Here is a 26,590-nt window from a genome sequence, read left to right as displayed (position 1 = left end):
CATGTGACTCCGGCCTGGGATACATTTGAGTCATGAGCACTGATCCTCGTGAGGCCCTGGACGCATTCCTCGAAGCAGTGAGAGAGCACTACGCTGCATCCGCACACCGAAACGGTGACCAAGACCCCCGAGTCGAAGCCGCTTATATGGCTTTGGCCGACGCCTTCGAAATCTACGAAGATGCGATCTACACCGCGTTCGACGAGGTGACCCCCTTCGAACTCTTCGATGACGTCGAAGATGCGAAGGACGATGAGGGATTCATCCTCGACGAAGACGACGAGGACGACTGAGCTCCGTTCTCAGCGCTGTCAGCCGTCAGGAGATCTGGTCGAGCACCTCGGCGATCTCTTCGGCCAGCTCGACCTCGCCGCCGGTGACCTCGGCCAGCTGTGCCGGAGTCCTCGGTGAGACCAGCGAGCAGGCGATCCCGCGGTGCCGGTTGAAGGCCAGAGCGATATCGGTCGTCGACACGCCCAAGGCGGTCGCGGCTTTCCGCACTCCGGCGAGCACCCGATTCGATCGGTCATCGAGATAGGCACCCACATAGTCGCTGAGCTCACCGGCCAGCCGCGAATCCTGCGGTGTCGCCGAGCGATATTTGTCGGTGAGCACTCCGCGTCCCAGCCCGGCACCGGCGATGAGTGAGACTCCGGCATAGTCCGCGGCAGGGATGAGGTCGTCCTCGGCATCGCGATTGAGCAGAGAGTATTCGGCGACGGCGCAGGCGATGGGGATCCCTGCCCCGCGCATCTCCGCCAGCTGCCACCCGCTGTGGTGGGAGACGCCGACATAGCGGATCTTGCCCAGTGTGAGCAGCGTATCGATCGCCGAGGCGGTCTCGGCCCGATCGACGTCGGCATCGAAGACGTCGAGTACGAGGACGTCGAGATGACTGCGACCCGTCGTGTGCAGCAGGGCATCGACCTGGGACAGGATCCGGGCCCGCCCGAGTCCCACCTCGATATGGTCGGGCTCGCTCAGGGACACGCCCACCCGGGCCATGAGCAGCATCTCTTCGGGAAGTCTCAGCTGCCCGAGCACCGAGGCCGCGATTGTGGCAGAGCTGGGCAGCTCGAGGAGGTTCCCACCAGCATCCCTGTAGTCGTCGACGAGACGCTGAGCGGTCCGGTCATCGACCCGGTGGCCCCATTCGAAGGTCCCGAGACCCACATCGCTGACGTCCAGACCGGTGGTGCCGAGGCGTTGGTGCTTCATGCTTCTTGAGGTTACCCGATCCGGCGACTACCGTGGTTTCGTTCCCACCCCATATTCTCAAGGAGTCGTATGTACGACTGGCTGGTCGCTGCCGTGCTCGGAATCGTGCAGGCACTCACCGAGTTCCTCCCGATCTCGTCCTCGGCGCATGTGCGCATCGTCGGCGAACTCATGCTGCCGGGCGACGATCCCGGCGCCTTCTTCACCGCCATCATCCAGATCGGCACCGAGGCGGCCGTCGTCGTCTATTTCTGGCGCGACATCGTCACGATCATCTCGAAATGGTGCAAAGCTCTCGTCGGCAGGCACGATCGCAAGGACCCCGAGGTGCGGCTGGGCTGGCTCATCATCGTCGGTTCGATTCCGATCGTCGTCATCGGCCTGCTGTTCCAGGACCACATCGAAGGCGCGCTGCGCAGCCTGTGGATCACCGCGACGATGCTCATCGTCTTCGGCATCATCATCGGCATCGCCGACTGGGCCGGGAAGCGGGAGCGCACGCTCGAAGACATGACCTGGGGTCAGGGCATCCTCTTCGGCTTCGCTCAGGCCCTGGCCGTCATCCCCGGCGTGTCGCGTTCGGGCGGCACGATCATGGCGGGTCGGTTCATGGGCTTCGACCGTCCCGCCGCCGCTCGGTATTCGTTCCTGCTCGCGATCCCCGCGGTTCTCGGCTCGGGATTCTATGGAGTCGCACAGACGCTCGGACGCGCCGATGACATGGTGCTCGGCTGGGGTCCGACGATGTTGGCGACCCTCATCTCCTTCGTCCTCGGCCTCTTCGTCATCCACTGGTTCCTCGGCTATGTGAAGACGAAGTCCTTCGCGATCTTCGTCTGGTACCGCGTGGCGTTGGGCATCGTGCTCTACGTTCTGCTCGGCACCGGCGTCCTCGCCGCTGTCTGAGCCGCCTGCCGGCTCCGGTCGCGGGCAGACCTCAGCCCCGACCTGAGCTTTCCGCTCCGCACGTTCCTGATCCCGGTATTCGAGTGAGAATGCCGGGATCAGCGCATTCCGCCCCCGCCGACGGCCCCCGACTGCCCGAGACCGGCAGCGGTCACCGACATCGCGGCCAGCACGGGCCTCGTCGCCGAATAGTCGATGACGGTGAATGAGCCCGGCGCCACGCTCAGACGTTGGAAGTCATCGAGCGGCATGCCCAAGGCATCGGCGATGATCGATTTGATGATGTCGCCGTGGGAGACGATCATCCCCCACAGGGGCTTTTCCTTCGTCTCCGCGTCTCTGTTCGCCTCGGCGTCTCTGAGCTCGGCGACGAGCGCGTGGACACGGGCGACGGACCGGTCGGCCGCCTCGGCGATGGATTCCCCTCCCGGAAACCGGGCCTGCGAGGCGCGGTCGAGCACCGTCGCCCACAGAGGTTCGGATGCGAGCTCCTTGAGCCCGCGTCCCGTCCAGTCGCCGTAGTCGAGTTCGATGACGGCTTCGTCCTCGGCGGAGTCTTCGATCTCGGCCGCCTGCCGGGCGATCTCGGCGGTCTGCACGCAGCGGCGCAGAGGAGAATGGATGAGGCGGGCGAAGCGACGGTTCGGCAGCAGTCGCAGGTTCGCTTCGAGCGCGCCCACGCCCTCGTCGGTCAGGGACACACCGGCGGCTCGTCCGGCCAGGATTCCGGAGACGTTGGCGCTGGAGAGGCCGTGCCGCAGAAGAACGATGACGGGCATGGCATCCACATTAGCCCAGATCGTCTAGGGTGGGCCTATGAAACGTCAGCGTCCACGTATGACTTACGAATTCCGCAAGGTTTCGTTCTCCAAGGATGTGCCGCGGTCGGTCAGCCTGCAGGAGCTCAACGACGAGGCGGAATACGGCAAATGGGAGCTCGCTCGGACTCGGATCTCCGTCGGCGGCGTCCGCACCGTCTGGCTGCGCCGCAAGATCATGCCGCTGACTCTGAGCAGCTGATCGTTTGCGGTCGTCTTCCCTCGTTCCCGTCCTCACCGCGGGACTCGTCACGATCGGCGCGGGTGCGGCCATGGCCCTGCAGGGTCGTGCGAACGGTCTGCTCGGTGAAGTGCTCGGGCATGCGGTCTTCGCCGCTCTCATCTCGTTCGTCGTCGGACTCCTCGTCGTCGGGACCACCCTGGCCGTCTCCGCGCGATCCCGAACCGCGGCGGTGCGGCTGCTGGACATGCTGCGCGATCGCTCCCTGCCCGGCTGGGTGGTGCTGGGCGGGCTGAGCGGCGGGCTCGTCGTCATCGCTCAGGCCACGACGGTGCCGCTGATGGGCGTGGCGATGTTCACGATGGCCTTCGTCTCCGGGCAGGTCACCGGCGGGCTCATCGTCGACTCCACCGATCTTCCGCCGGCAGGTCGCCAACGGCTCAATGTGCTGCGCGTGCTCGGGGTGCTCATCGTCCTCGGCTCTCTGGTCGTCGGTGCCGGTGAGCGGCTGCAGACGGGCATCCCCCTGTGGGCGCCGCTGCTGCCGTTCGTCTCCGGCGCGCTGACGAGCGTGCAGCAGGCCTTCAACGGCCGCATCCGCGCCGCCACCGAATCCGCGGTCGTGGCCACAACGGTGAATTTCACCGTCGGCCTCGCGGCGCTCCTCCTCGGCACGGCGGCGCTCTTGGTCGCGGGCGTGCCGTGGGCCGGGTTCCCGACTGCACCGAGTCAGTGGTGGATCCTCCTCGGCGGGGCCTTCGGAGTCGTGTTCATCGCATTGACCACGGTGACCGTGGCTCGTCTGGGCGTGCTGCTGCTGAGCCTGTTCGCGCTCTTCGGCAACCTTGTCGGTGCCCTGCTGCTCGATGTGCTGCTGCCGATCCCCGGTTCGGTGTTCAACGCCACGACGGTGCTCAGCGCCGCCGGTGTGCTCGCCGGGATCGCCGTCACCGTCATGCCTTCATCAGGAAGTCCCCGAGCACCCGGGTCCCGAACTTGAGCGCGGAGATCGGCACTCGCTCATCGACACCGTGGAACATCGCGGGGAAGTCGAGGTCACCGCTCAGCTGCAGCGGGGCGAAACCGTAGCCGGTGATGCCGAGTTCGGCCATGGACTTGTTGTCCGTGCCTCCGGAGAGCGTGTACGGCAGCACCTTCGCCGTCGGGTCATCGGCGAGCAGGCTCGCCTCCATCTGCGCCACGAGCGGGGTGTCGAAGGGGGACTCGAGTGCTTCGCCTTCGTCCTCAGCGGAGATGTCGATCCCCTCCCCCGCCAGCTCCTTGATGGTCAGCATGACGTCTTCGTGCTGACCGGGCAGCGTGCGGCAGTCGACATAGCCCGTCGCCGTGCCGGGAATGACGTTGTGCTTGTAGCCGGCTTCGAGGAACGAGGGATTCGAGGTGTTCTGCAGGGTCGGGGCGACGAACTTCTCGACCGAACCGAGTTCGGCCAGCAGCTGCGGAATCGTCTCGGACCGGAATTCAATCCCGGTCAGGTCCGAGACCCCTTCGAGGAGCTTGCGGGTGGCCAGGGGGATCTCCTGCGGCCAGGGATGGCTGCCGATGCGCGAGATCGCCGCAGCCAGCCGGGTGACCGGGTTGTCGTCGTTGCGCTGGGAGCCGTGCCCGGCAGTGCCGTGGGCGATGAGGTTGAGCCAGGCCAGGCCCTTCTCTGCGGTCTGGATGAGGTACACGCGCTGCCCGCGGATGTCGACGGAGTAACCGCCGACCTCGGAGATCGCCTCGGTCGCGCCGGAGAAGAGCTCGGGACGGTTGCGCACCATGTGGCGGGCACCGTAGTTCCCGCCGGCTTCCTCATCAGCGAAGAAGGCGATGATGAGATCTCGGCGGGGGCGCAGACCCTGAGTGAGCATGGCTCGGACGGAGGCGATGATCATCGCATCCATGTCCTTCATGTCGACCGCACCCCTGCCCCACAGCAGTCCGTCCTTGATGATGCCTTCGAAGGGGTCCACGCTCCAATCCTCGGCAGCAGCAGGCACGACATCGGTGTGGCCGTGCACGACGAGCGCCGGGGAGTTCGGGTCAGAGCCCGAGACCCGGGCGACGAGATTGGCCCGACCCGGTGAGGATTCGACGATTTCGGACTTCAGGTCGACCTCGGCGAACCAGGAGGCGATGAGTTCGGCGGCAGGAAGCTCCGGGTTGGCTCTGTTGCCGCCCCAATTCTGGGTGTCGATGCGGATGAGCTGGCGGCACAGTTCGGTGACCTCCGCCTCGGCGGCGCTGAAATCAAACACGAGGGCTCCCGTCGGTGAAGGGCGGATCACGCGTCGGTGCTGTGATCCCGCGGACATCTTCCACCGTATCCCACCTGCGGCAGCTCGGACGGTCGATTCCGGGCCAGTTTCGGCGCGTCCGGACGGGAAGACGAAAATGGCCTCCGGATCGAAATCCGGAGGCCATCTCCTCGTTGTGCGCGAAGGGGGACTTGAACCCCCACGCCCGATAAGTTGGGCACTAGCACCTCAAGCTAGCGCGTCTACCAATTCCGCCACTCGCGCTGGCAACAGAGATAACTCTACATGCGCGAAACGGTGTCGCAAAATCGAAATCGGCATTTGTGACGCACTCCACTTCTTGGTTCATCCTTCGAGGTGTGCCACCTGCGTGAGCACGTGAGGTTTGCCCGATTTCGGGTCGAAGACCGCCGACCTCGAGGCCCCGTGACGCCGTCCGTCGGTGAGCGCATACCCGGCGGTTCCCGGCAACAGGATCGGCTTCGCGAAGGACACGTCCCAGCGGTAGGACTCCAGTCGCGGGTCCATCGCCGACAGTGCCCGGGAGGCCGTGTACATGCCGTGGGCGATCTGTCGCGAGAACCCGAAGCCCTTCGCCGCCAGACCATTGAGGTGGATGGGGTTGAAGTCGCCGGAGACCTGCGCGTAGCGCTGTCCGATGATCGGGTCCAGCCGCCACAGCGCGCTGGGCTGCGGGGCGGTGAACTCCGCATGCGGGACCTGGGCTCGCGCCCGGGCACCGGGCAGCTTCTTACCCTTGGCGAGATAGGTCGAGACCTCATCCATCACGGGACGGCCCTCGACCTGCGCGGTGACGTGGACCTCGATCGTCGTGCCCTTCGCGTGCTCGAACGGCCCGGCGAGTTCGACATGGAAGTCGACGACCTCGCCGAGGCGGGCCGGAGAGAGCACGTCCACCCGGTTGTGGATGTGGACCATCCCCAACATCGGCAGCGGCACTTCGGGATCGGACAGCAGCTGCATGCTCAGCGGGAAGCCGAGCACGTGCAGGTAGCCGGGGTGGACGACGTCGTAGAGCCTCTGCTCCACGACATGGGCGAAACCGGCGTAGGCGACCGGTTCGAGCGGTACGCTGCGGTCGATCGACCGCTGCGGCAGCTCGGGGCTGGTCCGCGAGCCCACGGGCAGGGTCTTGAGCACGGCGCGGGCGTAGACGGGGAGCATCGAGTCCGCCATCATGCACCCACCATGTTCTGTCCGCACACGCGCAGGGTCTCACCGTTGATGCCGCGGGCGCCGGCCGAGGCGAGGAAGCTGATCGCCTCGGCGACGTCGACCGGCTGACCGCCCTGCTGGAGGCTGGAGAGCCGGCGGGCGACCTGACGGGTCAGCGTCGGCATCTTCGCGGTCATATCCGTTTCGATGAACCCGGGCGCGACCGCGTTGATCGCCCCGCCACGGGAAGCGAAGTCCTGCGCCGAGGCGGCCGTGAGTCCGATGACACCGGCCTTCGAGGTCGCATAGTTCGTCTGTCCGCGGTTGCCGGCGATGCCCGAGGTCGAGGCCAGGGACACGACCTGGGCGCCCTCGGCGAAGAGGCCCTTCTCGGCGAGGTGGGCGTTGATCATCGTCTGCGCCGCGATGTTGACCGCGATGACCGAGTCCCATTTGCCGGCGTCCATGTTCGCGAGCATCTTGTCGCGGGTGATGCCCGCGTTGTGGACGAGGATGTCGACGGGAGCCGCGACCGCCTCGGCGATCTTCTCCGCCGCATCACCGGCGGTGATGTCGAGCTGGAGTGACTTGCCCCCGATCTCATTCGTCACCTGTGCCAGTGCCTGACCGGCCTGCGGCATGTCGACGCCGATGACATAGGCGCCGTCGCGGGCGAGATTGCGGGCGATCGCCGCACCGATGCCGCGTGCCGCCCCCGTGACGACGGCGGTGCGCCCGGCCAGCGGGCCCCTGGCCCCGGTGGACATGAACGTGGTGAAGTCGAGGCGCTCACCGGCCCCGGAGGACACGGTGAGGAACTGCCCGGACACATAGGCGGACTTGCCCGAGAGCAGGAACCACAGGGCCGCAGCCACCGAGGGTGCGGTGAGGTCGACGCCGTCGAGGAGGATGCCGTTGGCGGTGGCCCCGGCGCGCATCTCGTGGGCGACCGAACGGGTGAAGCCGGTGAGGCCCTGTGTGGTGGCGGCCTGTTCGGGTGTCTGGTTCGCTGGGTCCGAGGCAGTCGAGATCGTGATCACACGACCGCAGGTCGTCAGCGATCGCAGGGCCGCACCGACCTCGAGGACGACAGGTGAGAGTTCGGCCGGAGACTGGGCATCGTCGAGCACGGCGATGATCGCCCGCAGCTTCTCACCGGTCTGCGCGTTCCGGCGCACCTCGAAGCCGTTCTCCAGCAGGAGATCGGCGAGGTTCTGTGCGCCGGCTCCGGTGCCGAGGACGAGGACCGGCTTGTTCGTGTAGCTGGCCGGGGTCGAGCCGAAGCGGTTGAGTTCGACCGGCTGCGGCAGTCCGAGGGTCTTCGCGACCTGCTTGAGCGGTCCGTTGACGAGGGAGAGATACGTGTCTTTCATACTGCCTCCACAATCGCGGTGAGTCCCTGACCGCCTGCGGCGCAGATCGACACCAGGGAACGCTTCTTTCCGGTGGTCTTCAGGTGCTTGGCGGTGCTGGCGATGATCCGTCCGCCGGTGGCAGCGAAGGGGTGACCGGCAGCCAGGCTCGAACCCAGCGGGTTGAGCTTGTCACGATCGATGGGGCCCAACGCCTTGTCGAGTCCGGCCTTCTCCGTGCAGAACTCCTCGGACTCCCAGGCCGCCAGGTGCGAAAGCACAGTCGAGGCGAAGGCTTCGTGGATCTCGAAGACATCGAAGTCATCGAACGTCAGTCCATTGCGAGCCAGCAGGCGCGGGACCGCATAGGCCGGAGCCATGAGCAGGCCCTCGGCGCCGTCGACGAAGTCGACTGCCGCGGCCTCGGCGTCGACGAGGCGTGCCAGCGGGGTGAAGCCGTGCTCGTCGGCCCAGTCCTCGCTGCCCAGCAGCACCGAGGAGGCGCCGTCGGTCAGCGGGGTCGAGTTGCCGGCGGTCATCGTCGCCTCGGTGGGCAGCTTCTTGCCGAAGACGGGGTTGAGCTTCGCCAGAGACTCCATGGTCGAGTCCGCGCGCATGTTCGTGTCGCGGCTGACCCCGAGGTACGGAGTGGTGAGGTCGTCGAAGAACCCGTCGTTCCACGCGGCGGCGAGGTTCCGGTGCGAAGCCACGGCGAGTTCGTCCTGGGCCCGGCGCGTGATGGCCCATTCGGCGGTGGTCTTCGCCTGGTGCTCACCCATGCTCAGTCCGGTGCGCGGCTCACCCGTACTCGGAGCCTGGGGCGCGAGATAGGCGGGGCGGATCTGCGAAGCGATCTTCGCCTTCTGCACCATCGTCTTCGCCCGGGTGAGCTCGAGCAGGATCTCGCGCATCGAATCGTTGATGACGATCGGGGCATCGGAGGCCGAGTCCACGCCCGAGGCGATGCCTGATTCGATCTGGCCGGCGTTGATCTTGTTGTTGAGGCTGACGACGGCCTCCAGGCCGGTGGCGCAGGCCTGGCCGAGGTCGAATGCCGGGGTCGTCGGGGCCAGCGCAGAACCGAGGACGGCCTCACGAGTGAGGTTGAAATCCTTCGAATGTTTGAGGACTGCGCCTCCGGCGACCTCTCCGATGTTCTCCCCGGCCAGCCCGAAGCGGGCGACGAGCCCGTCGATGGCCGAGGTGAGCATATCGAGGTTCGTGGCCTTCGCGTACTGCTTGTTCGAGCGCGCGAAGGGAATGCGATTGCCGCCGAGGATGACGGCGCGTTGAGTGGGAGCGGACATGTGCACCTCCGAATGGTTGATTTAGCTGTTACCGACAGTACCTGATACCGTCTGTTACATGAAATCGATCACAGACGGCCGCTCGACGAGGTGGCAGAAGCACCGCGATGAGCGCCGTCGCGAACTGCTGCGAGCGGTCCGTCTCGTCGTCGACGAGTACGGCGACGAACTGTCGATGGATCAGATCTCGGAACATTCGGGGACCACGAAATCCGTGCTCTACCGATACTTCACTGACCGGGCGGGCCTCCAGGCCGCGATGGGGGAATGGGCGATGGGTCTCATCGTCCGGTCTCTCGATGACGCGGCGGCCGCCTCGGTGCGGGTGGACGAATCCACCACCGGGTATGAGGCGTTGGCGGCGATGATCCGCGCCTTCGTCAACCTCGCCGGAGAATCGCCGAACATCTACCGGTTCTGCGACACCGCGGTGAATCGTTTCGCCCCGGAGGAGACCGGGGGCTTCTTCAATTCGATCGCCGCCCTCTTGGCCGAACGCCTCGCCATCGACGGCGAACGAGCCCAGCTGTGGTCAGCGGGGGCGATCGGCTTCGTCCGTGCGGCGACCGAGACGTGGCTGTCCGACCCCGACCGGCCCGAAGAATTCACCACAACCATCACCGATTGGCTTTGGGCATCCCTGCCCGAACACCGAGGAGAAGAACTATGAAGCTGTCTCTTGACCCGCAGGCCATCAACACCGTGCTCGACGGGCAGTGGGCTGAGGCTCGCCAGCGCGGCCGCACCCTGGCCCAGGAGCCGACGATCTACGACGATCCGGCCGATGACCTCGAGACCGCTCGCGCGAAAACGCTCGACGGCGTCGCCATGATGGCCGAGACCGGACTGCCGATGACGGGCCTGCCCCCGGAGATGGGCGGGAAGAACGAACACGCCACCAACGTCTCCGGCTTCGAGGAGACGGTCACAGCGAATCCCAGCCTGCAGATCAAGGCCGGTGTCCAGTTCGGGCTCTTCGGCGGGGCGATCCTCCACCTCGGCGACGCCGAACAGCATGAGAAGTGGCTGCTCGATGCGCAGAGCGGTCGGCTGCTGGGCTCATTCGCCATGACCGAGATCGGACACGGCTCCGACGTCGCCAACGTCGCCACGACTGCCACCTACGATCCCGCGAGCGAAGAGTTCGTCATCGTCACCCCGTTCCGAGCCGCGACGAAGGAATACATCGGCAACGCCGCCCGCGATGCGCGCGCCGCCGTCGTCTTCGCCCAGCTCGTCACTCAGGGTGTCAACCATGGAGTGCACGCCTTCTTCGTGCCCGTGCGCGACGATGCCGGTGAACCGCTGCCGGGCATCTCACTTGAGGACGACGGCTACAAGGGCGGGCTCAAGGGAGTCGACAACGGCCGCATCGCCTTCGACTCCGTGCGGATCCCGCGCAAGAACCTCCTCAACCGCTACGGCGACGTCACCGCCGAGGGCACCTACTCCTCCCCCATCGAGTCGCCGGGGCGTCGTTTCTTCACGATGCTCGGCACCCTCGTCCAGGGTCGTGTCTCCCTCGACGGTGCCTCGATCGTCGCCTCCAAGCTCGCCCTCGACATCGCCGTGCGCTACGGACTCGAACGCAAGCAGTTCACCGCCGGCGACGACTTCGCCGAAACCACCCTCTTGGACTACGGAGAGCACCAGCGTCGTCTGATGCCGGCCCTGGCCGCCGTCTACGCCTCGTCGTTCGCCCACGACAAGCTGCTGACCTCGTTCGAAGAGGTCTTCTCCGGAGCCGATGACTCCGAGGAGAACCGCGCACTGCTCGAAACCCGCGCGGCCGCGTTCAAGGCGGACTCGACATGGATGGCACTCGACGTCATCCAGGAATGCCGCGAAGCCTGCGGCGGTGCCGGTTTCATGGCCGAGAACCGACTGGTGGGCCTACGGGCGGACCTCGACGTCTATGTCACCTTCGAAGGCGACAACACCGTGCTGCTGCAGCTGGTGGCCAAGCGCCTCCTCGGCGATTATGCGAAGGAATTCGCGCACCTCGACGTCGGCGGCGCGGCCCGCTACATCGGCACCCAGGCCGCCGAGCACACGCTCTACCGGACGGGCCTGGCCAATGCGGGACGAGCGATCTCCGATGCCTTCACCCCGAACCTCGGCGACAAGCGGATCCGTTCGGGACGCCTGCAGCGCACTCTGCTCGAGACCCGCCTCGAGGTCATGGTCGCCGGTGTCGCCCAGGCGCTGCGTCCGGCGACGAAGATGCCGGCAGACAAGGCCGCGGAGCTGTTCAACGTCCACCAGCACGAGCTCATCGAGATGGCGCGCGCCTATGTCGAGCTCGAGAAGTGGAAGGCCCTGGACGAGAAGATGAAGGAGCAGACCGATCCCGAGCAGGGGAAGGTCTTCCGTCGTCTGCGCGACACCTACGGTCTCGGACTCATCGAGAAGCACATGGCCTGGCATCTCATGTACGGTCGTCTGCCGATGTCGCGTGCCCGCCAGATCAACGAGACGATGGGGCGTCTGTGCGCGAAGCTCGCTGCCAATGCCCTCGATCTCGTCGAGGCATTCGGCTACGACGACATCCATCGTCGTGCGACGATCTCCACGGGAGTCGAAGCCGAACGTCAGGCCGAGGCCGCCGACTACTACCGTCGGGCCCGCGCTCGTGAGGACTTCCCCGTCGACGAGAAGCAGCTGCGCAAGGCCGCGAAGAAAGCCAAGCAGGCCGCGAAGTGATCACCGGTCTCTGATGCGCACGCTCATCGGAGTGTGCGCATCCGACCGGCAGCACAAAGCCCCCGCAGCGAACGGTCTGCGGGGGCTTTGTGCTGTCTGCTCTCAGCAGTGCTGCCTGCTTGCGGCGGTTCTGTCTGCTTGCGGAAGTTCCGTGAGCTTCAGGCGGCGAGGAACTCTGCGAGTGTCGCAGAGATCTGTTCGGTTTCGGTGAGGAACCCGTCGTGGCCGACGGCCGAGTCGATGACATCGTGTCTGACCCGGCCCGGCAGTGCCTCGGCGAGGATGCCCACCTGTTCGGGTGGGAACAGTCGGTCCGAGGACACGGAGACGACGAGGTTGTCCCGGCACGCATCGGCCAGTGCGGTGGCGAGGTCGGCCGAGCGGCCGTGGCGGACATCATGGTCGCGCAGCGCACGGGTGAGCACGATGTAGCTGTGCGGGTCGAACCGGGCGGTGAGCTTCTTCGCCTGATGGTCGAGGTACGAGGTGACCTCGTAGTAGTCCTCGGATCGTCTGCGACGGGAGAACCGTTCGTTGAGTTCGGCGTCGTTGCGGTAGGTCAGATGCGCGATCTGACGGGCCAGGCCGAGTCCCTGTCCCGGAAACCGACCGACGGCCGAATAGTCTCCGGAATAGTAGTCGGGGTCGAGTTCGATCGCCCGCTCCTGCATCATCGCCCAGGCGATCTGGTCGGCTTCGCAGAATGCGGGAGCGGCGAGGATCGCGCATTTGCGCACCTTCCGCTGGTCCAACAGCGCGAACTCCAGGGCTCGGGCGCCTCCCATGGATCCGCCGATCACGGCGGCCCAGGAGTCGATGCCGAGGATCTGTGCGAGGTTGTGCTCCAATCTGGCCATGTCCCGGATCGAAACCCGGGGGAACCGGGAGCCGTAGGCCAACCCGTCATCGAAGATCGACTGCGGACCGGTCGTGCCCGAACAGCCGCCGAGAGAATTCGCGCACACGACGAAGTAGTCGTTCGTGTCCACGGCCTCGCCGGGGCCGACGACACCCGCCCACCAGTCGGTGACGCGGGTATCGCCGGTCAGAGCATGTTCGATGAGGATCGCATTGGACCGATCCGAGTTGAGAGTGCCGAAGGTCTCATAGGCGATCTCAACCGTACCGAACGTGTGTCCCGAATCCGTGCCGAAGCCCAGGATCCGTTCGACCGAAGTGCTCTGGGTGGTCATCTCAGACCGCGGTCGACGCCTTCGCCGCTGCTGCTGCGAAGCCCTTGTCGAGGTCGCCGATGATGTCGTCGATGCCTTCGAGGCCCACGGACAGGCGCACCAGTGCGGGGTTGACTCCGGCCGCTTCCTGAGCCGCGTCGTCGAGCTGCGAGTGCGTGGTCGAGGCCGGGTGGATGACGAGGGAGCGGACGTCGCCGATGTTGGCCACGTGTGAGTGCAGTTCGAGGGCGTCGACGAAGGCCACAGCTGCGTCGTAGCCGCCGGCGATGTCGAAGGCCAGCACGGATCCGACGCCGTTGGGCAGGTACTTCTTCGCCTTCTCGTTCCAGGGGCTCGAGGCGAGCCCGGCGTAGGCGACGCGGGTGACCTGGTCGTGACCTTCGAGGTAGGCGGCGACCTTCTCAGCGTTCTCGACGTGGCGGGCGATGCGCAGGCTCAGCGTCTCCAGACCCTGAGCGATGAGGAAGGCGTTGAACGGGCTGGCCGCCGGTCCGAGATCGCGCAGGCCCTGCACCCGGGCCTTGAGCCCGAAGGACACATTGGCGCCGAAGGGGCCGTCGGCTCCGAGGTCGCGGGCGTAGACGAGGCCGTTGTAGGACTCATCGGGTTCGTTGAAGCCGGGGAACTTCTCCGGCTGTGCGCCGTAGTCGAAGTTTCCGCTGTCGACGACGACACCGGCGATCGAGGTGCCGTGTCCGCCGAGGTACTTCGTGGCCGAATGGAGGACGACATCGGCGCCGTGTTCGATCGGACGCACGAGGTAGGGGCTGGCCAGCGTGTTGTCGGTGAACAGCGGCACACCGGCGGCGTGGGCGATATCAGCGACGGCGGTGATGTCGAGGACATCGGAGCGGGGGTTGGAGACGACCTCTGCGAAGAACAGCTTCGTGTTCTCCTGCACGGCGTTCTTCCACTCGTCGAGATCGTCGACGTCGACGAAGGTGGTGTCGATGCCGAGCTTGCGCAGGGTGACGTTGAAGAGGTTCTGCGTGCCGCCGTAGAGGCTGGAGCTGGCCACGATGTGATCACCGGCACCGGCGATGTTCGTGATCGCCAGCAGGGCTGCGGACTGTCCCGATGCGGTGAGCACGGCGTGCACTCCGCCTTCGAGGTCGGCGATGCGGTTCTCCACGACCTCGGTGGTCGGGTTCGTGATGCGGGTGTAGATCGGACCGAGCTCGGAGAGGGCGAAGCGGTTGGCCGCGGTCTCGTTGCTGTCGAAGACGAAGGAGGTCGTCTGGTGAATGGGCAGGGCGCGCGATCCGGTGGCCGGGTCGGGTGTCTGTCCCGCGTGGATCTGACGGGTGTCGAATGACTGGCTCATGGTGTCTCTCCTCTGTGAGGGCGACGGCGGTGCCGGCGGTTGAGGTCGATGTGATGTTGTCTACTGTCATCGACTTTCTCGGCGCACGTCCGCCTGTGTGTCATGTTGGTGTCATCACGTGTCATCTTTCGTCACAGATGACAGACTCCCGCCGGTCGCATTTCGACAGGCATTTGCTGTGCGCAGATCAGCCGGCCCCTGTCCTCAGCGGAAGTTCCGTGCCTTCGTCGGCAGCTGCACTTCGAGCGGGATGAGTTTGTGTGCGTAGAGGCTCACGACGTCTCCCCCGCGCTGGATGAGACCGGTGACGACGAGGACGTTGCGGGAGGTCGCGACCGCGCGGAAGCGTTTCATCAGTCCGGCCGTGGCGACGACATTGAGCATTCCGAATTCGTCTTCGAGGTTGATGAAGGTGATCCCCGAGGCGGTGGCAGGACGCTGCCGGTGGGTGACGATCGCGGCCACGGTCATCCGGGTCCCGTCCGCAGCGCGTGCGGCATCCGCGGTCGAGGAGTACCCGCGGGCGCGCAGCGTCTCCCGCAGGATCTGTGTGGGGTAGCCGTCGACGGTGATCCCGGTGGAGAAGAGCTCGGCCAAGGTCACATCGAAGGCGTCCATCGTCGGCAGCGCCGGTGCCGAGTCCACCGTCGCCGTCCCCGGCAGCAGCCCCGGGTGGGCACCGGCGACTCCCCCGGCCAGCCACAGCGCCTGCCTGCGGTCGAGGTCGAATCCGGCCAGGGCTCCGGCCGTGGCCAAGGACTCCAGGGCCTGCTTGCCGATTCCTGTGCGTTCGGCCAGGTCCGCCACCGAGGAGAAGGGAGCGGATTCGCGTTCGGCCACGATCACCTCGGCGAAGGTGCCGACATGTGCGACCGTGTCCAGTCCCAGACGGATCCCCAGCTCCCCCGCCGAGGCGGCCGCCTCGGTGCCGGTGCTCCCCGCGTCCCCGAGCCCGACCCGTTCGAGGTCGGTCGCCGCCTGCGAACAGCGGATGTCGACGGGCAGGATCGGCACCCCATGTCGGCGGGCATCGGCGATGAGCGACTGCGGTGAGTAGAAGCCCATCGGCTGGCTGCGCAGCAGTCCGGCAGTGAACGCCGCATGATGGTGATGCTTGAACCAGGCGGACTGGTAGACGAGGTTCGCGAAGCTGATCGCGTGCGATTCGGGGAACCCGTAGTTCGCGAAGGCGGCGATGGTCGCGAAGATCGCCTCGGCGGTATCTTCGTCGACCCCACGTTCCAGGGCGCCGAGGCGGAACTTCTCTGCGAGTTCGGCCATCCGCTTCTCCGACCGGCGTGAGCCCATGGCCTGCCGCAGGCGGTCGGCGTCGGCCCCGGTGAAGCCTCCGACATCGATGGCCATCTGCATGAGCTGCTCTTGGAACAGCGGCACTCCGCAGGTCTTGGCCAAGGACTTCTCGAGCAGCGGGTGGAGGTATTCGACCTCGTCGAGGCTCTGCCGCCTGCGGATGTATGGGTGAACGGAGCCGCCCTGGATCGGGCCCGGGCGGATGAGCGCGACCTGCACGGCCAGGTCGTAGAACGTCTTCGGTCGCAGCCGAGGCAGGGTCGCCAGCTGGGCCCGGGATTCGACCTGGAAGACCCCGACGGCATCGGCGCGGCACAGCATCTCGTAGACGGCGTCATCCGTGTCGTCGATCTCCGCCCGGTCGATGAGGACGCCGGTGTGGCGGTGGACGAGACCGACCATCTCGTGCAGGGCGGTGAGCATGCCCAGGCCGAGCAGATCGAACTTCACCAGTTCCATGGCCGCACAGTCGTCTTTGTCCCACTGCACCACGGTGCGGTGGCCCATCGTGGCCTTCTCGATCGGCACCACCTCGCCGATGGCACGGTCGGCGAGGATCATTCCGCCGGAGTGGATGCCCAGGTGCCGGGGTGAGCCGAGCAGGTCTCCGGCGACCCGGAGCACGGGCGCGGGCACCGACGAGTCTGCGGCATCGGGCAGGCTCGCCCACCGGTTGCTCGCCTTCGAGAACGCATCCTGCTGTCCGGGAGCGTAGCCGAGGCTGAAGGCCGCGTCCCGGATCGCCGATTTCGCTCGGTAGGTGATGACATTGGCGACCTGAGCGGCCCGATCTCGGCCGAAATGATCGTAGACGTATTGGATGACCTCCTCGCGGCGGCCCGATTCGATGTCGATGTCGATGTCCGGATACCCCTTGCGGTCCGGGGACAGGAACCGGTCGAAGAGCAGCTCGTGCTTGACCGCGTCGACGGCGGTGATGCCGAGGACGAAGCAGACCGCGGAGTTCGCCGCCGAGCCCCGCCCCTGGCAGAAGATCCCCATCTGACGGCAGAATTCGGTGATGTCGAAGACGATGAGGAAGTATCCGCAGAAACCCAGCTGTGCGATCATGTCCATCTCCCGATCCAGCTGCTCCCACGCTCTCGGGTTCTCGGCTCTGGTCCCGTAGCGGTGCCGGCCGCGGTCGGCGATGAGACCGCGCAGATAGGCCTCCCCGTCGCCCTCATCGGGCATCGGCGCCTTCGGCAGATCGGGACGGGCCGCAGACAGGACGAAGGAACATTCCCTCCCGATCCGCACCGCGTTCTCCAACGCCTGCCGGGGGAACCTCGCGGCCATCTCCTCTCCCGTGTGGATGCGGGCGCTCGCCGTCGCCGGCAGCCATCCGGTCAGTTCGTCCAAGGAGAGTCGTGCGCGCACCGAGGCTCTCACCTGCGCGGACTTCCAGCCGGCGCGGGTGGCGAAGTGGACGGCGTTGCTCGCCACGATCGGCAGATGCGTGCGCTTGGCCAGATCGCCGAGGTGGCGCAGCCTTTCGTCGTCATCCGGGGTTCCGTCCCGGCTGAGTTCGACGGCGACCCGATCGGGTCCGAAGAGCGCAGTGAGTTCGCGCAGAGCGCCGAGGCCCCCATCGTCATCGCCCAGGGCCTGTCGCAGCGGACCCTTGCGGCAGCCGGTGAGGATCATCCAGTCGCCGTCCATCGCCGCCAGCTCTTCGATGTCGAAGACGGGGCGGTTCTTCTCCCCGCGCAGATTCGCCTCGGTGATGGCCTGGGAGAGTCGGTGGTAGCCGTCGACGCTGCGAGCGAGGACGAGCAGGTGTTTCGCATCGGGATCGGTCTGGCCGGGGATCTTCTCTTCCAACCCGAGGGACAGTTCGGAGCCGAAGACAGTGTCCAGCCCCGCTTCGGCGGCGGCATGGGCGAAGCGGACCGCACCGTAGAGACCGTTGTGGTCGGTCAGCGCCAGAGAGGTCAGTCCGGCAGCGGCTCCGGCGGCGACGAGCTCTTCGGGTTCGGACGCCCCGTCGAGGAAGCTGAACTGGGAATGCACGTGCAGCTCCGCCCACTCCACGTTCGTCCGTCGCGGCGGCGGACCGCCGTTCGTCCCCCTCCCCATGCCGGCGCCTGTCGGTTCGTGGTAGCGGCCGCGCCCGTCCGAACCGCCTGGTCCGACGGAGACCTGGTAGCGGTCGGGGCGAGAGAACGCCGGCGCGTCGGAGCCGTCGGCATGTTTGTCAACACTGTGTTTGTCGGCACTGTGTTTGTCGGTTGCGCCGTCCGCTCCTCCCGTCCCCGGGGCGGCACGTGAGTCGGAGGCCTCGCGTACTCCGGGTGTGTCTTTGCCTTCGAGTCGGCGGGCGAGCTTCGACCAGGGGGTGCGCGGGTTCGAAAATCCCATCGCGGCCTCCTCTCATCCATGGTTTCTCATCAGTGACCGTGGTCCGGAACCTGATCAGCAGTAGCGTCCGGTCAGGTACCACTGGCCGTGTTCCTTGCTCAGCAGCAGAGCGCGCCCGGTATCGGTGACGACCTGCAGTCGGGTCCGGTACACGGCCCGTTCGGGATCCCACCACCCGGATTCGATGGGCCAGGAGCCCGAGTAGTCGGTGACGGCCTCGGTCTGCCCGGTGGGGAATCTGATCGTCGCCGGTGTGGCCTCCAGCCCCGAGGGGCGGGCTTCCACCGACGTCCCGTCGGCTGCGAGCACGTCGACGGCGAGGCGTTCGACGGTCGTCGGACGGGGCGCGTGCAGGGCACCGGGCCAGGGCGCAGAGGGGCTGCGCTCAGGGACGGCTGCCTGCTGCCACGGGGTCCACAGGTTCGTCTCGGCGGGGTCCCACCCGCCTTGGAGGCCGGGGACCAGGACGGCATCGGGTCCGAACAGTCCCTGCAGACGTTCGAGGGTATGGGTGATCTGCCCGGTGTTCTCGTCGAACAGGCTCCGCGTGGCACCGATCGGGGTGGTCAATTCGGCGGCGATGAGGCGCAACGCGATGATGCCGTCTTCGGAGAAGTCCTCGACGTCGGGGGCCGGATCGTCGACGGTGTCGGGCTCCTGCCGACTGTCGCCGCGCGGAGCTGCACCGCCGGCCAGCCAGCCTTCGGCCTGCCACCTCAGTCGGTCTGCGATCGAGTTCTCCTGCATGTCCTCAATCCGCCAGGTTCGGGATGAGGATCGACCGGCTGCGGCATCGAGTTCGATCGTGATCTGCGTGCAGACCAGCCCCTGCCTGCGCACCTTGGCCAGCAGATCTGCACCGAGCTGGCGGGCGAGGAATCCGAGGGTGTCGCTGCGGGTCGTCGGGGCATCGAGGTCGAGTTCGACTTCGAGCTGTTCGCCGCGGACGTGGTCGGCAAGCGGGACCGTTTCCCGACCGGAGGCCAGGTCGTGCACATGCCGGCCGAAGGCACCGAAGCGTGCGCTCACGTCTTCGGCCGCAAGGCGAGCGAAGTCGCCGAGGGTGCGCAGCCCCAACTGCAGGAAGACCTCGATCAGCCCGGTCGCCTCGGTGCCGGCGTATTCCAGGGTGGTGATCGGCTGGGCCGAGAGGAAGTCCACGGTCTGCCCGGGCTCGACCCGACGCGCTTGACCTGCGGCGAGGACGGCGGCGAAGACGGTGTCGGCGATTCCGGGGAAGAATTCCCATCCGGTGTCGTCGACGAGAGCGGAGACCAGGGTTTCGACAGCGCCGGCTTCGTCTGCGCAGCTGTGTCTGAGCGAATCGAGAGGGATCGCCAAGGTTCCCGGGCTGAGCAGAGTGAACCGGGCGACGAGGTCTTCGAGGGCGGCGACTCCGGCACTGAAGTGTCGGTTGTCTGCCTCTTCATCCCAGACGGCGACATGGGCTTCCGGGCAGCGGTATCCCACGGCACGCCTGTTGTTGCCGGCGGTGATTCCGGCCGCACGGGCGGGAGCATTGGCGGCGATGACCTTGCCTCCGTGGAGGACTGCGACCGGGCGGCCCGGTCCGATGCCGTGTTCGACCGCTGCGGCCACGGCCGGCCAGTCGGGCACCGTCAGGACGAGGGTGCGGCTGAACTCATCCGACATGGCTGATCACCTGCCGCAGCTGTGTGATCGTCGACCAGCGAGGATCGTCGGCGGTCTCCGCATCCCCTGTCCCTGTCTGGGTGGTGGACACTCCGGCAGCTGCATCGGAGGTTTCGGCGGGAACGTCGAGCGTCCCCGCGGGGACGCTCGTGGGAGTCCCGGACGGGCCGGGCAGCAAGAACCGATGGGCTCCCGTCTGTGAACGAGCACGGACGAGGCAGGACTGCAGACGCCCGCGACCGTGTTCGGCACCCGACCAGCGGGTATCGGTGATCTCGATCTGCTCCGTGCTGCCGGACAGGGGACGGAGACTGATGAGACTCATCCGTCGTTCACGGATCTTCGCCAGGAGCCGAGCCCGTTCCGAAGCACTCGGGGCGAAGCCGGGGTCGACGAGGATGATGTCGAAGGATTCGATGAGGATCGAAGCCACCCGCAGCCAGTCCTCACCGGGGGTCGCGAGGTTGACGAAATGGTCGAGGTCGACACCGAGGTCGGCAATCGAGGACACGGCCGGTTCGCCGAGTCCGATGCCGGCACACCACTTCTGTTCCCGGGTCGCCGCAGCGATCGTCGCCAAGCCGCAGCTCAACGACAGCTCACCGCTGACGGTGACGAGTTCACCACGCGGCAGACCACCGCGGCGAAACAGCGGAGAGAGCACAGGATCCACCGGATGGGGTGGGATCTGATCGAACAGAGCCGCAGCCGTGGAGATCCCCATCTCCCGGCTGAGCTGTTCGACGACCGGTGCTGCTGACATGACATCTATTATCGAACTGGTGTTCGAAATTGGCAAGATTCAGACACCAGCTCTGCGCTCCCGGGCGTGTCGCCATTCGGCTTCGAACATCCACGCGATGCAGAGGCCGAGGTCAAAGCCGTAGCCACCGCCGACAGTGCCGGGATCGGCCGCCTCAGTGGCCTTCCTGACCTCTGCAACGCGAACCGCTGTGTTGAACATCATCCGTCCCCTCTCCCGACTCTCCAGGGGAAGCAGCTGAGAGCCATCGGGCAGATAGAAGGCGAAGGCCGCGGGACCGCGCATCGCTCCGGCGAAGTCTGCTCCGGTGCGTTCGATGCGCAGCTGGTACTTGTGCACCACGGTGTGGTGTCTGCGGCAGAGCAGGATGAGGTTGTCCATATCGGTCGCCCCTCCCTGCGACCAGGGACGAATATGGTGGGCATCGCACCGTCTGCGGGCGCGGCAGCCGGGGAATTGACAGCAGACATCGCGCACGCTCAAGGCCATTCGCTGTCGCCTGCTCACCAGTCGCCGCGAGCGCCCGAGCATCAGAACATCGCCTCCGCCGTCCTTGACCACCCCGTTGATCAGCGCCTCACAGCTCAGGCGCTCCGCCGTCGCTGCGGTGATGCCGCCGAACCCTTCGATCCGACAGGTTGTGTCCGCTCGCCCTACAGGCGCCTCCGGTTCGGCCTGCGTCCCCGCGGGGACGCAGACTTCAGTTCCTGTCCTTGCCGGGATGCTGAGAAGAGGGGGCTCAAGTCCGGGGGCGGCTTCCACGGCAGCGCCGCTGCGGGTGATCACCTCGGCGGAGGCGTGGACGAGCAGCCGAGCACGATCGGCATCGACCGAACCCGCCGGCTCGGCGCGAGGGAAGGCATGGATGATCTCCATCAGGCACATCACTTGGGAGATCGGCTCATCAGGCGCCTCGTCCACCGCAGTGCCGTCCTCGGCCACAGATCGGAGCTCGTCGGAAGCGCCGTCGCGAACGGGACGCTCGAGAACCTGACGGGCGGCATCGAGCATCGTGGCGATCTCCGCGGCTTCGTCTTCCTCGAGGTCGATCGTGATCCGGGTCCGACCAGGCGCCACCTGACGCATGCTCACACTGTCTTGAGCCAGGAACAGCGGGAACGGTCCGTTGTCGATCTTGTCGGCCAGCTGCTGGTAGTTCTGGGAGATCCGGCTGATCTGGCTGCCCGTGGCAAGAGTGGCCAGGCGCAGCGCCTCATCGTCGCCGATCCGCTCGCCCAATCGGGTGACTTCCCGCACCTTGGAGAAGCTGATGTCCCCGTCTGCCAGGCTCCTCTTCACCTTCGGCATCTCTCGCAGCGCTGTCATCACACGGACGTATTCGCGTGCAGTGTGCATGCTCACCGATGCCACATGCATCACCCATTCGGCCAGAGTCCTCACTCCGACCCATTCCGCCCACAGCCCCCGCCGCTCAACCTCATCGATGAGGGCGATGACGCGAGCGTGACAGAAGGAGATGCACGAGATGTTGCGCCGGATATCGGTCACGATCTGTGCGCAGGTGAGGGTGCTGAGATCCACGTCGGCCGCGGCCCCTCCAAATTCCCCCGGGTCGACACTCAGCCCGTCGAGCTCTGCGGTCTCCACATCAATCGGCTTGTCGTCTCTCATGGTTCTGCCCTTCCGCGACCCTTCGGTCCTCCGGTTCGGCAATCCCCACGACCGCCAACCGTGCCATCACTCTAGAAGTCGGCACTGACACGAGAACTCAATCGAACGCAGACCGGCGACTTCGAACGCATTCCAGATTCGATTGAGTTTCGTTTCTGCAGGTGACCGCGCTGAATCACGCCGGCCCCGCGGATTGCCGAACTCTCAGCCCCGGTCATGTCAGCACCGACGGGTAGGGTGACTCCATGACCGAAGGCAGCAACGACAGCGCAGACGACGGCGGCCACGGCTCGGACACCGCACAGTCACAGACACCGACCCCGGTCGAAACGCGCACCCGTGAGGTGTCCACGCGTGACTCCTATGATGCGATCTCGCAGACCTACACGGACTGGATCGCTGATGAGCTCACTGCGAAACCGCATGATCGGGCCATCCTCGGGGCCTTCTCCGAGCTCGTCCTCGGTACCGGGTCGGCCGAAGTCCTCGACATCGGCTGCGGTCCCGGTCGCATCACCGCATTCCTCGCCGCGCTCGGGCTCACCCCACGCGGTCTCGACCTCTCCCCTGCCATGATCGGTCTCGCCCAGGGCCTCTATCCGACGCTCGGATTCGACATCGGGTCGATGACCGCCCTGCCCTATGCCGATGAATCCTTCGCCGGCCTCGTCGCCTGGTACTCGACCATCCACGTCCCCGATGATGCGCTTGCGCTCGCCTTCGCCGAGGCGGCCCGTGTCCTCCGCCCGGGCGGTTGGTTCCAACTGGCGTTCCAGCTCGGTGACGGGGTCGATCACATCGCCGATCTCGCCGGTTTCCCTGTCGATCTCGATTTCCACCGCCGCTCGAACGATCAGGTCCTCGCCGCCCTCGAGCCGCACGGTTTCACTCCGGCCGTCCGTCTCGAACGCGAACCCGACCGAGTGGGCCGCTATCCGGAGGCGAGTCGGCAGGGATACCTGCTCGTCCGCAGGGCGGTGCGGTGACCATGGTCACCGCACCGGAAGAACGGCAGCGGCACACGTGCGATCGCGCTGTCGGACCAGCGGGCCACAGGGTGAGAAGATGAGAGGGATATGAATATCGACATCGTCTTCCACACTCCCGAGATCCCCGGCAACACCGGCAATGCCATCCGGCTCGCCGCGGTCACCGGGGCCCATCTTCATCTTGTCGAGCCCCTCGGCTTCGACCTCTCCGACGCAAAGCTGCGCCGAGCCGGTCTCGACTATCACGACCTCGCCCATGTCACCGTTCACCCATCGCTTGCCGACCTGTGGGGCCACCTCGGTGAGCGTCGAGTGATCGCGTTCAGCACGCACACGGACAATTCCTTCGCCGAGGTCGAGTACCGAGACGGTGATGTCCTCCTCTTCGGGCGGGAATCGACGGGCCTGCCCGACGAGGTCACCGACGACGAGCACGTCGACATGGCCGTCCGGATCCCGATGCTGCCGGCTCGCCGCTCGCTCAACCTGGCGAATTCGGCATCGATCGCCATCTACGAAGCCTGGCGCCAGCACGGCTACGCGGGGGCTTGAACCCGCGTAGACTTCTTCGCGGACGCTTTACCTGAAAGGACCACTATGACCGCCAAAGTGCTCACCGTCGCAGGATCCGACGTCTCCGGAGGAGCCGGACTCGAAGCCGACTTGAAGATGTTCGACGAATACGGTGCTTTCGGCACTGCCGTCGTCACCTGCATCGTCACTTTCGACCCCAACGACGCATTCGGCCACGTCCTCGAATTCATCGAACCCGAGGTCGTCAACCGCCAGCTCGAGTCGACGCTGGCCGTGCACGAATTCACCGCCATCAAGTCCGGAATGCTCGGCTCCGTCGACTCGGCTCTGGTCCTCGCCGAAGAGCTGAAGACCAACGAGCTGCCCTACGTCTTCGACCCTGTGCTCGTATGCAAGGGCGCGGGCACCATGGTCGATCTGAAGGATCTCTTCGTCGAGAACCTCGTGCCCTTGGCCACCGTCGTCACCCCGAACCTCGAGGAGGCCGCTACCCTGGCCGACGTCGACCCCATCGATTCTGTCGAGGGCATGATCGAGGCCGCGAAGATCATCCACGGCCAGGGTGCGAAGAACGTCGTCGTCAAAGGCGGAGCCCGCCTCGCCGGTGACGATGCCGTCGATATCCTCTTCGACGGTGAGTCCGTGACGACTCTGCGTTCGCGCAAGGTCAACAACAAGCTCGTCAACGGGGCAGGCTGCTCCTTCGCCTCCTCGATCGCGGCGGGCATCGCCACCGGTCTCGACATCAAGGACGCGGTTGTCTCCGCCAAGGAGAAGGTTGCTCACGGAATCGCGAACTGCCTCGACAACGCCACCGGCGTCGCTTCGCTCTACCACCCGGCGGCTCGAGTGAGCCCTTCGCCCGAAGTCTCCGTCGTCGTCGACTGAGCACTGCTCAGCCGGGTTGTGTCCCCGCGGGGACGCAACCTGCCTCGTCCCCGCGGGGACTTCATCCCTGACCCAGATGGTCTGCAGACAGCGAACTGCCCCGCACACCATGATCGGTGTGCGGGGCAGTTCGTATGAAGCTGAGCGGAACCGCTCGGGATCAGCGCTTGCCGAAGCCCTTGTAGCGGTCCTTGAACTTCTCCACGCGGCCGGCGGAGTCGAGGATGCGCTGCTTGCCCGTGTAGAACGGGTGCGATGCGCTCGAGATCTCGACGTCGATCACGGGGTAGGTGCTGCCGTCTTCCCACTCGATGGTCTTATCGCTCGTGGCGGTGGAGCGGGTGAGGAACTTGGTGCCGGAGGCCAGATCGTTGAACACGATCGGCGCGTATTCCGGGTGGATGTCCTTCTTCATATTCTTACCTCTGCTGAATTCTTTCAGGCGCCTGATATGGGTCCGACCCATCTGCCAGTGCCCGAATTCGTCTGCTGGACACGCCTCGAACCGTAGGAACCGGACACGAAGCGACAGCCCAGTCTAACCGATGGGTGAGAACAAAGCGATTCGACACTCATCTCCTACACTGTGGCCATGACCACGAAGGAACGACTCTCCACTCAGTTCACCCTCCGACCCGCGGCCACCGCGCCCGAGCTCATGGCCGGATCCACCTCCGAGGCGCTGCCGGCGATCACCGGTGACGTCGAGGTCTTCGCCATCGACCCGCAGATCGCAGACACCGCGGCGCTGCTTGACGCCACCGATCTGCCGCCGGCCACCTCCGCGAACTGCGTCCTCGTGGCGGGTTCACGGTCCGGGGAGGAGCGCATCGCGGCGTGCATGGTGCTCGCGAACACCCGAGCCGATGTCAACAAACGGGTGAAGAAACTCCTCGACGTGCGCAAAGCCTCGTTCCTCCCCTTGGAACGGGCGGTCGCCGAATCCGGGATGGAGTACGGCGGAATCGGCCCGATCGGCCTGCCGGAGAGCTACCGGGTGCTCATCGATTCCCGCGTCGCCGAAGCCGAGGAGCTCATCATCGGCTCCGGAATCCGCGGCTCGAAGCTGCTCCTGTCCGGTTCTGCGCTCGCGTCGCTGCCCGGCGCCGAGGTGGTCGAGGGGCTGGCCAACGACATCGACTGAGCGTGTCGCTCGGTCAGACCATCACCCCCGGGCCGGTTCCGCCGGATGAGCATCGGCAGTCGCCGGGTCAGTTGAGGCCCGCGCGGTCGATGACGAAGTCGATGAGCGGGGCATAGAGGTTCGGCACGACATCGTCATCGAGCGGGATGGTCGCCTCGATCTGCCCCTGTGCCTCGGCGACGAAGAGAGCCGGATCATTGCAGTCGGCGTAGCCGATGGTGCGCAGTCCCCGGCTCGAGGCGGCACCGGCCCAACCGTGGTCGGCGACGACGAGGTCAGGGGCCCCGGCACCGCGGGCGGCGAAGTCATCGAGGAGCGCGTGCATGGGTTCGGCCAGATGCGTGTGGGGACTGCCGCCGTGCTGGTGCCAGGTCCACACATCGTTGATCTGGCGGACGTCTCCGCCGATCTCCGGGACCGGGATGAAATGGTCACAGACATCGATGAGGGCACCGGCGGATTTCGCCGCCGCGGCGATCGCCATGTGCACGGGCAGCAGTCCTGCCGGATGGCCGGTGGCGAAGAGGATCCGGCCGCCCTCCCGACTGACGTGGCCGACCGCCTCGGCGAGCTTCTCCGTTGCGTCGATGCACGCCTGCGTGGAGATCGTATCCACGCCTTCGACGAAGGCGGGGTCGGGACGCAGCCCGGCACGTTCGACCATGAGCGCGAACACCGACTCATAGTCCCAGTCGCGGGTGAGTTCGACACCGAAGTCGAACTGCCTTTCCTGGTCAAGGAAACGGCGGATATGGGAGAGGTTGTTCTCCCTGGGGGTCGCGACTTCCCCGGTGATGCGACCGGTTTCAAGGGCTTGGGCCAGTCTGCTGCGGTCCACTGAAGATCCTTTCGGGTTCGGGTGCTGATGGGTCGGCC

Annotated in this window: 24 protein-coding genes and 1 tRNA gene; 10 read left to right on the top strand and 15 right to left on the bottom strand. The window is 66.2% G+C overall.

Annotated elements, in window-relative coordinates; genetic code table 11:
- Positions 1-32 precede the first annotated feature (32 nt).
- Positions 33-293, top strand: a complete 261-nt coding sequence (locus tag ACQE2J_RS10150; RefSeq protein WP_425119402.1) for a hypothetical protein — start codon at positions 33-35, stop codon at positions 291-293.
- 25 nt (positions 294-318) lie between these two features.
- Here the strand turns inward: ACQE2J_RS10150 and ACQE2J_RS10145 are convergent, their stop codons facing one another.
- The gene (locus ACQE2J_RS10145) at positions 319-1,218 is read right to left on the bottom strand and encodes an aldo/keto reductase (RefSeq protein WP_135540903.1); all 900 of its coding nucleotides are present in this window, start codon (positions 1,216-1,218) and stop codon (positions 319-321) included.
- Positions 1,219-1,287: 69 nt separating this feature from the next.
- Here ACQE2J_RS10145 and ACQE2J_RS10140 point away from each other — a divergent pair, with 69 nt between their 5' ends.
- Positions 1,288-2,124 carry an undecaprenyl-diphosphate phosphatase gene (locus tag ACQE2J_RS10140; RefSeq protein ID WP_425119401.1) on the top strand — a complete coding sequence of 279 codons (837 nt, stop codon included), beginning with the start codon at positions 1,288-1,290 and terminating at the stop codon, positions 2,122-2,124.
- Between the two features lie 98 nt (positions 2,125-2,222).
- Here ACQE2J_RS10140 and ACQE2J_RS10135 read toward each other — a convergent pair whose 3' ends face one another.
- Entirely contained in the window at positions 2,223-2,903 is a 681-nt protein-coding gene (locus tag ACQE2J_RS10135) for a histidine phosphatase family protein (RefSeq protein WP_425119400.1), read from the bottom strand.
- Positions 2,904-2,961: 58 nt separating this feature from the next.
- Here ACQE2J_RS10135 and ACQE2J_RS10130 point away from each other — a divergent pair, with 58 nt between their 5' ends.
- The gene (locus ACQE2J_RS10130; RefSeq protein WP_135540909.1) at positions 2,962-3,144 is read left to right on the top strand and encodes a DUF5703 family protein; all 183 of its coding nucleotides are present in this window, start codon (positions 2,962-2,964) and stop codon (positions 3,142-3,144) included.
- A gap of 4 nt (positions 3,145-3,148) precedes the next feature.
- Positions 3,149-4,123: a DMT family transporter gene (locus ACQE2J_RS10125; RefSeq protein ID WP_425119399.1), complete on the top strand. Its 975-nt coding sequence runs from the start codon at positions 3,149-3,151 to the stop codon at positions 4,121-4,123.
- Here ACQE2J_RS10125 and ACQE2J_RS10120 read toward each other — a convergent pair.
- The 5 genes from ACQE2J_RS10120 to ACQE2J_RS10100 form a co-directional block, all read right to left on the bottom strand.
- Positions 4,077-5,384, bottom strand: coding sequence for a M20/M25/M40 family metallo-hydrolase (locus ACQE2J_RS10120; protein WP_425119398.1), 1,308 nt, complete (start codon positions 5,382-5,384; stop codon positions 4,077-4,079). The two genes, ACQE2J_RS10125 and ACQE2J_RS10120, sit on opposite strands and share 47 nt — an antisense overlap.
- A gap of 176 nt (positions 5,385-5,560) precedes the next feature.
- Positions 5,561-5,648: transfer RNA gene (locus ACQE2J_RS10115), tRNA-Leu, on the bottom strand.
- 81 nt (positions 5,649-5,729) lie between these two features.
- Positions 5,730-6,584, bottom strand: coding sequence for a MaoC family dehydratase (locus tag ACQE2J_RS10110; protein WP_425119397.1), 855 nt, complete (start codon positions 6,582-6,584; stop codon positions 5,730-5,732).
- Complete coding sequence (locus ACQE2J_RS10105) at positions 6,581-7,933, bottom strand: 3-oxoacyl-ACP reductase (protein WP_425119396.1); 1,353 nt, start codon at positions 7,931-7,933, stop codon at positions 6,581-6,583. The genes ACQE2J_RS10110 and ACQE2J_RS10105 overlap by 4 nt, the downstream gene beginning before the upstream one ends.
- Entirely contained in the window at positions 7,930-9,219 is a 1,290-nt protein-coding gene (locus ACQE2J_RS10100) for an acetyl-CoA C-acetyltransferase (RefSeq protein ID WP_135540919.1), read from the bottom strand. Before ACQE2J_RS10100 ends, ACQE2J_RS10105 begins: the two co-directional genes overlap by 4 nt.
- A gap of 58 nt (positions 9,220-9,277) precedes the next feature.
- On the opposite strand from ACQE2J_RS10100, the gene ACQE2J_RS10095 reads away from it, so the two are divergent.
- Together ACQE2J_RS10095 and ACQE2J_RS10090 are read left to right on the top strand one after the other, a co-directional pair.
- Positions 9,278-9,889 carry a TetR/AcrR family transcriptional regulator gene (locus ACQE2J_RS10095; RefSeq protein WP_135540921.1) on the top strand — a complete coding sequence of 204 codons (612 nt, stop codon included), beginning with the start codon at positions 9,278-9,280 and terminating at the stop codon, positions 9,887-9,889.
- On the top strand, positions 9,886-11,922 hold the full coding sequence (locus ACQE2J_RS10090) for an acyl-CoA dehydrogenase (protein ID WP_425119395.1): 2,037 nt from the start codon (positions 9,886-9,888) through the stop codon (positions 11,920-11,922). Before ACQE2J_RS10095 ends, ACQE2J_RS10090 begins: the two co-directional genes overlap by 4 nt.
- 158 nt (positions 11,923-12,080) lie before the next feature.
- Here ACQE2J_RS10090 and metX read toward each other — a convergent pair whose 3' ends face one another.
- The 6 genes from metX to ACQE2J_RS10060 form a co-directional block, all read right to left on the bottom strand.
- A complete protein-coding gene (gene metX / locus ACQE2J_RS10085) occupies positions 12,081-13,115 on the bottom strand; it encodes a homoserine O-acetyltransferase MetX (RefSeq protein WP_135540925.1) in 1,035 nt (344 codons plus the stop codon).
- A 1-nt stretch (position 13,116) separates the two neighbouring features.
- The gene (locus ACQE2J_RS10080) at positions 13,117-14,439 is read right to left on the bottom strand and encodes an O-acetylhomoserine aminocarboxypropyltransferase/cysteine synthase family protein (protein WP_425119394.1); all 1,323 of its coding nucleotides are present in this window, start codon (positions 14,437-14,439) and stop codon (positions 13,117-13,119) included.
- A 204-nt stretch (positions 14,440-14,643) separates the two neighbouring features.
- Positions 14,644-18,111 (bottom strand): error-prone DNA polymerase, encoded by a 3,468-nt coding sequence (locus tag ACQE2J_RS10075; protein WP_135540929.1) that lies wholly within the window; start codon positions 18,109-18,111, stop codon positions 14,644-14,646.
- Positions 18,112-18,165: 54 nt separating this feature from the next.
- A complete protein-coding gene (locus ACQE2J_RS10070) occupies positions 18,166-19,764 on the bottom strand; it encodes a Y-family DNA polymerase (protein WP_135540931.1) in 1,599 nt (532 codons plus the stop codon).
- A complete protein-coding gene (locus tag ACQE2J_RS10065) occupies positions 19,754-20,527 on the bottom strand; it encodes a DNA recombination/repair protein RecA (protein ID WP_240689951.1) in 774 nt (257 codons plus the stop codon). Before ACQE2J_RS10065 ends, ACQE2J_RS10070 begins: the two co-directional genes overlap by 11 nt.
- Before the next feature lie 39 nt (positions 20,528-20,566).
- Positions 20,567-22,159 (bottom strand): HNH endonuclease signature motif containing protein, encoded by a 1,593-nt coding sequence (locus ACQE2J_RS10060; RefSeq protein ID WP_135540933.1) that lies wholly within the window; start codon positions 22,157-22,159, stop codon positions 20,567-20,569.
- A gap of 245 nt (positions 22,160-22,404) precedes the next feature.
- Here ACQE2J_RS10060 and ACQE2J_RS10055 point away from each other — a divergent pair, with 245 nt between their 5' ends.
- The 3 genes from ACQE2J_RS10055 to ACQE2J_RS10045 all read left to right on the top strand — a co-directional run bounded on the left by ACQE2J_RS10055 (position 22,405) and on the right by ACQE2J_RS10045 (position 24,570).
- On the top strand, positions 22,405-23,145 hold the full coding sequence (locus ACQE2J_RS10055; protein WP_425119393.1) for a class I SAM-dependent methyltransferase: 741 nt from the start codon (positions 22,405-22,407) through the stop codon (positions 23,143-23,145).
- A gap of 90 nt (positions 23,146-23,235) precedes the next feature.
- A complete protein-coding gene (locus tag ACQE2J_RS10050; protein ID WP_135540937.1) occupies positions 23,236-23,700 on the top strand; it encodes a tRNA (cytidine(34)-2'-O)-methyltransferase in 465 nt (154 codons plus the stop codon).
- 45 nt (positions 23,701-23,745) lie between these two features.
- Positions 23,746-24,570, top strand: coding sequence for a PfkB family carbohydrate kinase (locus ACQE2J_RS10045; protein ID WP_135540939.1), 825 nt, complete (start codon positions 23,746-23,748; stop codon positions 24,568-24,570).
- 160 nt (positions 24,571-24,730) lie between these two features.
- Here ACQE2J_RS10045 and ACQE2J_RS10040 read toward each other — a convergent pair whose 3' ends face one another.
- Positions 24,731-24,985 (bottom strand): type B 50S ribosomal protein L31, encoded by a 255-nt coding sequence (locus tag ACQE2J_RS10040; protein ID WP_135540941.1) that lies wholly within the window; start codon positions 24,983-24,985, stop codon positions 24,731-24,733.
- 177 nt (positions 24,986-25,162) lie between these two features.
- On the opposite strand from ACQE2J_RS10040, the gene ACQE2J_RS10035 reads away from it, so the two are divergent.
- A complete protein-coding gene (locus ACQE2J_RS10035) occupies positions 25,163-25,714 on the top strand; it encodes a YbaK/EbsC family protein (RefSeq protein WP_135540943.1) in 552 nt (183 codons plus the stop codon).
- 67 nt (positions 25,715-25,781) lie between these two features.
- Here the strand turns inward: ACQE2J_RS10035 and ACQE2J_RS10030 are convergent, their stop codons facing one another.
- Positions 25,782-26,552, bottom strand: coding sequence for a phosphatase (locus ACQE2J_RS10030; protein WP_135540945.1), 771 nt, complete (start codon positions 26,550-26,552; stop codon positions 25,782-25,784).
- Positions 26,553-26,590 lie beyond the last annotated feature (38 nt).

It is taken from the genome of Brevibacterium sp. LE-L, from assembly GCF_050214925.1.
Lineage (GTDB): Bacteria > Actinomycetota > Actinomycetes > Actinomycetales > Brevibacteriaceae > Brevibacterium.
Note: the sequence above shows the minus strand (reverse complement) of the source record. Positions and strands in the feature narration are given on the sequence as shown.

What these genes read in the sequence shown, in the direction of transcription:
- ACQE2J_RS10150 (WP_425119402.1), top strand. Translation starts at nt 33, where the DNA reads ATGAGCACTGATCCTCGTGAGGCCCTGGACGCATTCCTCGAAGCAGTG.
- ACQE2J_RS10145 (WP_135540903.1), bottom strand. Translation starts at nt 1,218, where the DNA reads ATGAAGCACCAACGCCTCGGCACCACCGGTCTGGACGTCAGCGATGTG.
- ACQE2J_RS10140 (WP_425119401.1), top strand. Translation starts at nt 1,288, where the DNA reads ATGTACGACTGGCTGGTCGCTGCCGTGCTCGGAATCGTGCAGGCACTC.
- ACQE2J_RS10135 (WP_425119400.1), bottom strand. Translation starts at nt 2,903, where the DNA reads ATGCCCGTCATCGTTCTTCTGCGGCACGGCCTCTCCAGCGCCAACGTC.
- ACQE2J_RS10130 (WP_135540909.1), top strand. Translation starts at nt 2,962, where the DNA reads ATGACTTACGAATTCCGCAAGGTTTCGTTCTCCAAGGATGTGCCGCGG.
- ACQE2J_RS10110 (WP_425119397.1), bottom strand. Translation starts at nt 6,584, where the DNA reads ATGATGGCGGACTCGATGCTCCCCGTCTACGCCCGCGCCGTGCTCAAG.
- ACQE2J_RS10105 (WP_425119396.1), bottom strand. Translation starts at nt 7,933, where the DNA reads ATGAAAGACACGTATCTCTCCCTCGTCAACGGACCGCTCAAGCAGGTC.
- ACQE2J_RS10100 (WP_135540919.1), bottom strand. Translation starts at nt 9,219, where the DNA reads ATGTCCGCTCCCACTCAACGCGCCGTCATCCTCGGCGGCAATCGCATT.
- ACQE2J_RS10095 (WP_135540921.1), top strand. Translation starts at nt 9,278, where the DNA reads ATGAAATCGATCACAGACGGCCGCTCGACGAGGTGGCAGAAGCACCGC.
- ACQE2J_RS10090 (WP_425119395.1), top strand. Translation starts at nt 9,886, where the DNA reads ATGAAGCTGTCTCTTGACCCGCAGGCCATCAACACCGTGCTCGACGGG.
- metX (WP_135540925.1), bottom strand. Translation starts at nt 13,115, where the DNA reads ATGACCACCCAGAGCACTTCGGTCGAACGGATCCTGGGCTTCGGCACG.
- ACQE2J_RS10080 (WP_425119394.1), bottom strand. Translation starts at nt 14,439, where the DNA reads ATGAGCCAGTCATTCGACACCCGTCAGATCCACGCGGGACAGACACCC.
- ACQE2J_RS10075 (WP_135540929.1), bottom strand. Translation starts at nt 18,111, where the DNA reads ATGGGATTTTCGAACCCGCGCACCCCCTGGTCGAAGCTCGCCCGCCGA.
- ACQE2J_RS10070 (WP_135540931.1), bottom strand. Translation starts at nt 19,764, where the DNA reads ATGTCGGATGAGTTCAGCCGCACCCTCGTCCTGACGGTGCCCGACTGG.
- ACQE2J_RS10065 (WP_240689951.1), bottom strand. Translation starts at nt 20,527, where the DNA reads ATGTCAGCAGCACCGGTCGTCGAACAGCTCAGCCGGGAGATGGGGATC.
- ACQE2J_RS10060 (WP_135540933.1), bottom strand. Translation starts at nt 22,159, where the DNA reads ATGAGAGACGACAAGCCGATTGATGTGGAGACCGCAGAGCTCGACGGG.
- ACQE2J_RS10055 (WP_425119393.1), top strand. Translation starts at nt 22,405, where the DNA reads ATGACCGAAGGCAGCAACGACAGCGCAGACGACGGCGGCCACGGCTCG.
- ACQE2J_RS10050 (WP_135540937.1), top strand. Translation starts at nt 23,236, where the DNA reads ATGAATATCGACATCGTCTTCCACACTCCCGAGATCCCCGGCAACACC.
- ACQE2J_RS10045 (WP_135540939.1), top strand. Translation starts at nt 23,746, where the DNA reads ATGACCGCCAAAGTGCTCACCGTCGCAGGATCCGACGTCTCCGGAGGA.
- ACQE2J_RS10040 (WP_135540941.1), bottom strand. Translation starts at nt 24,985, where the DNA reads ATGAAGAAGGACATCCACCCGGAATACGCGCCGATCGTGTTCAACGAT.
- ACQE2J_RS10035 (WP_135540943.1), top strand. Translation starts at nt 25,163, where the DNA reads ATGACCACGAAGGAACGACTCTCCACTCAGTTCACCCTCCGACCCGCG.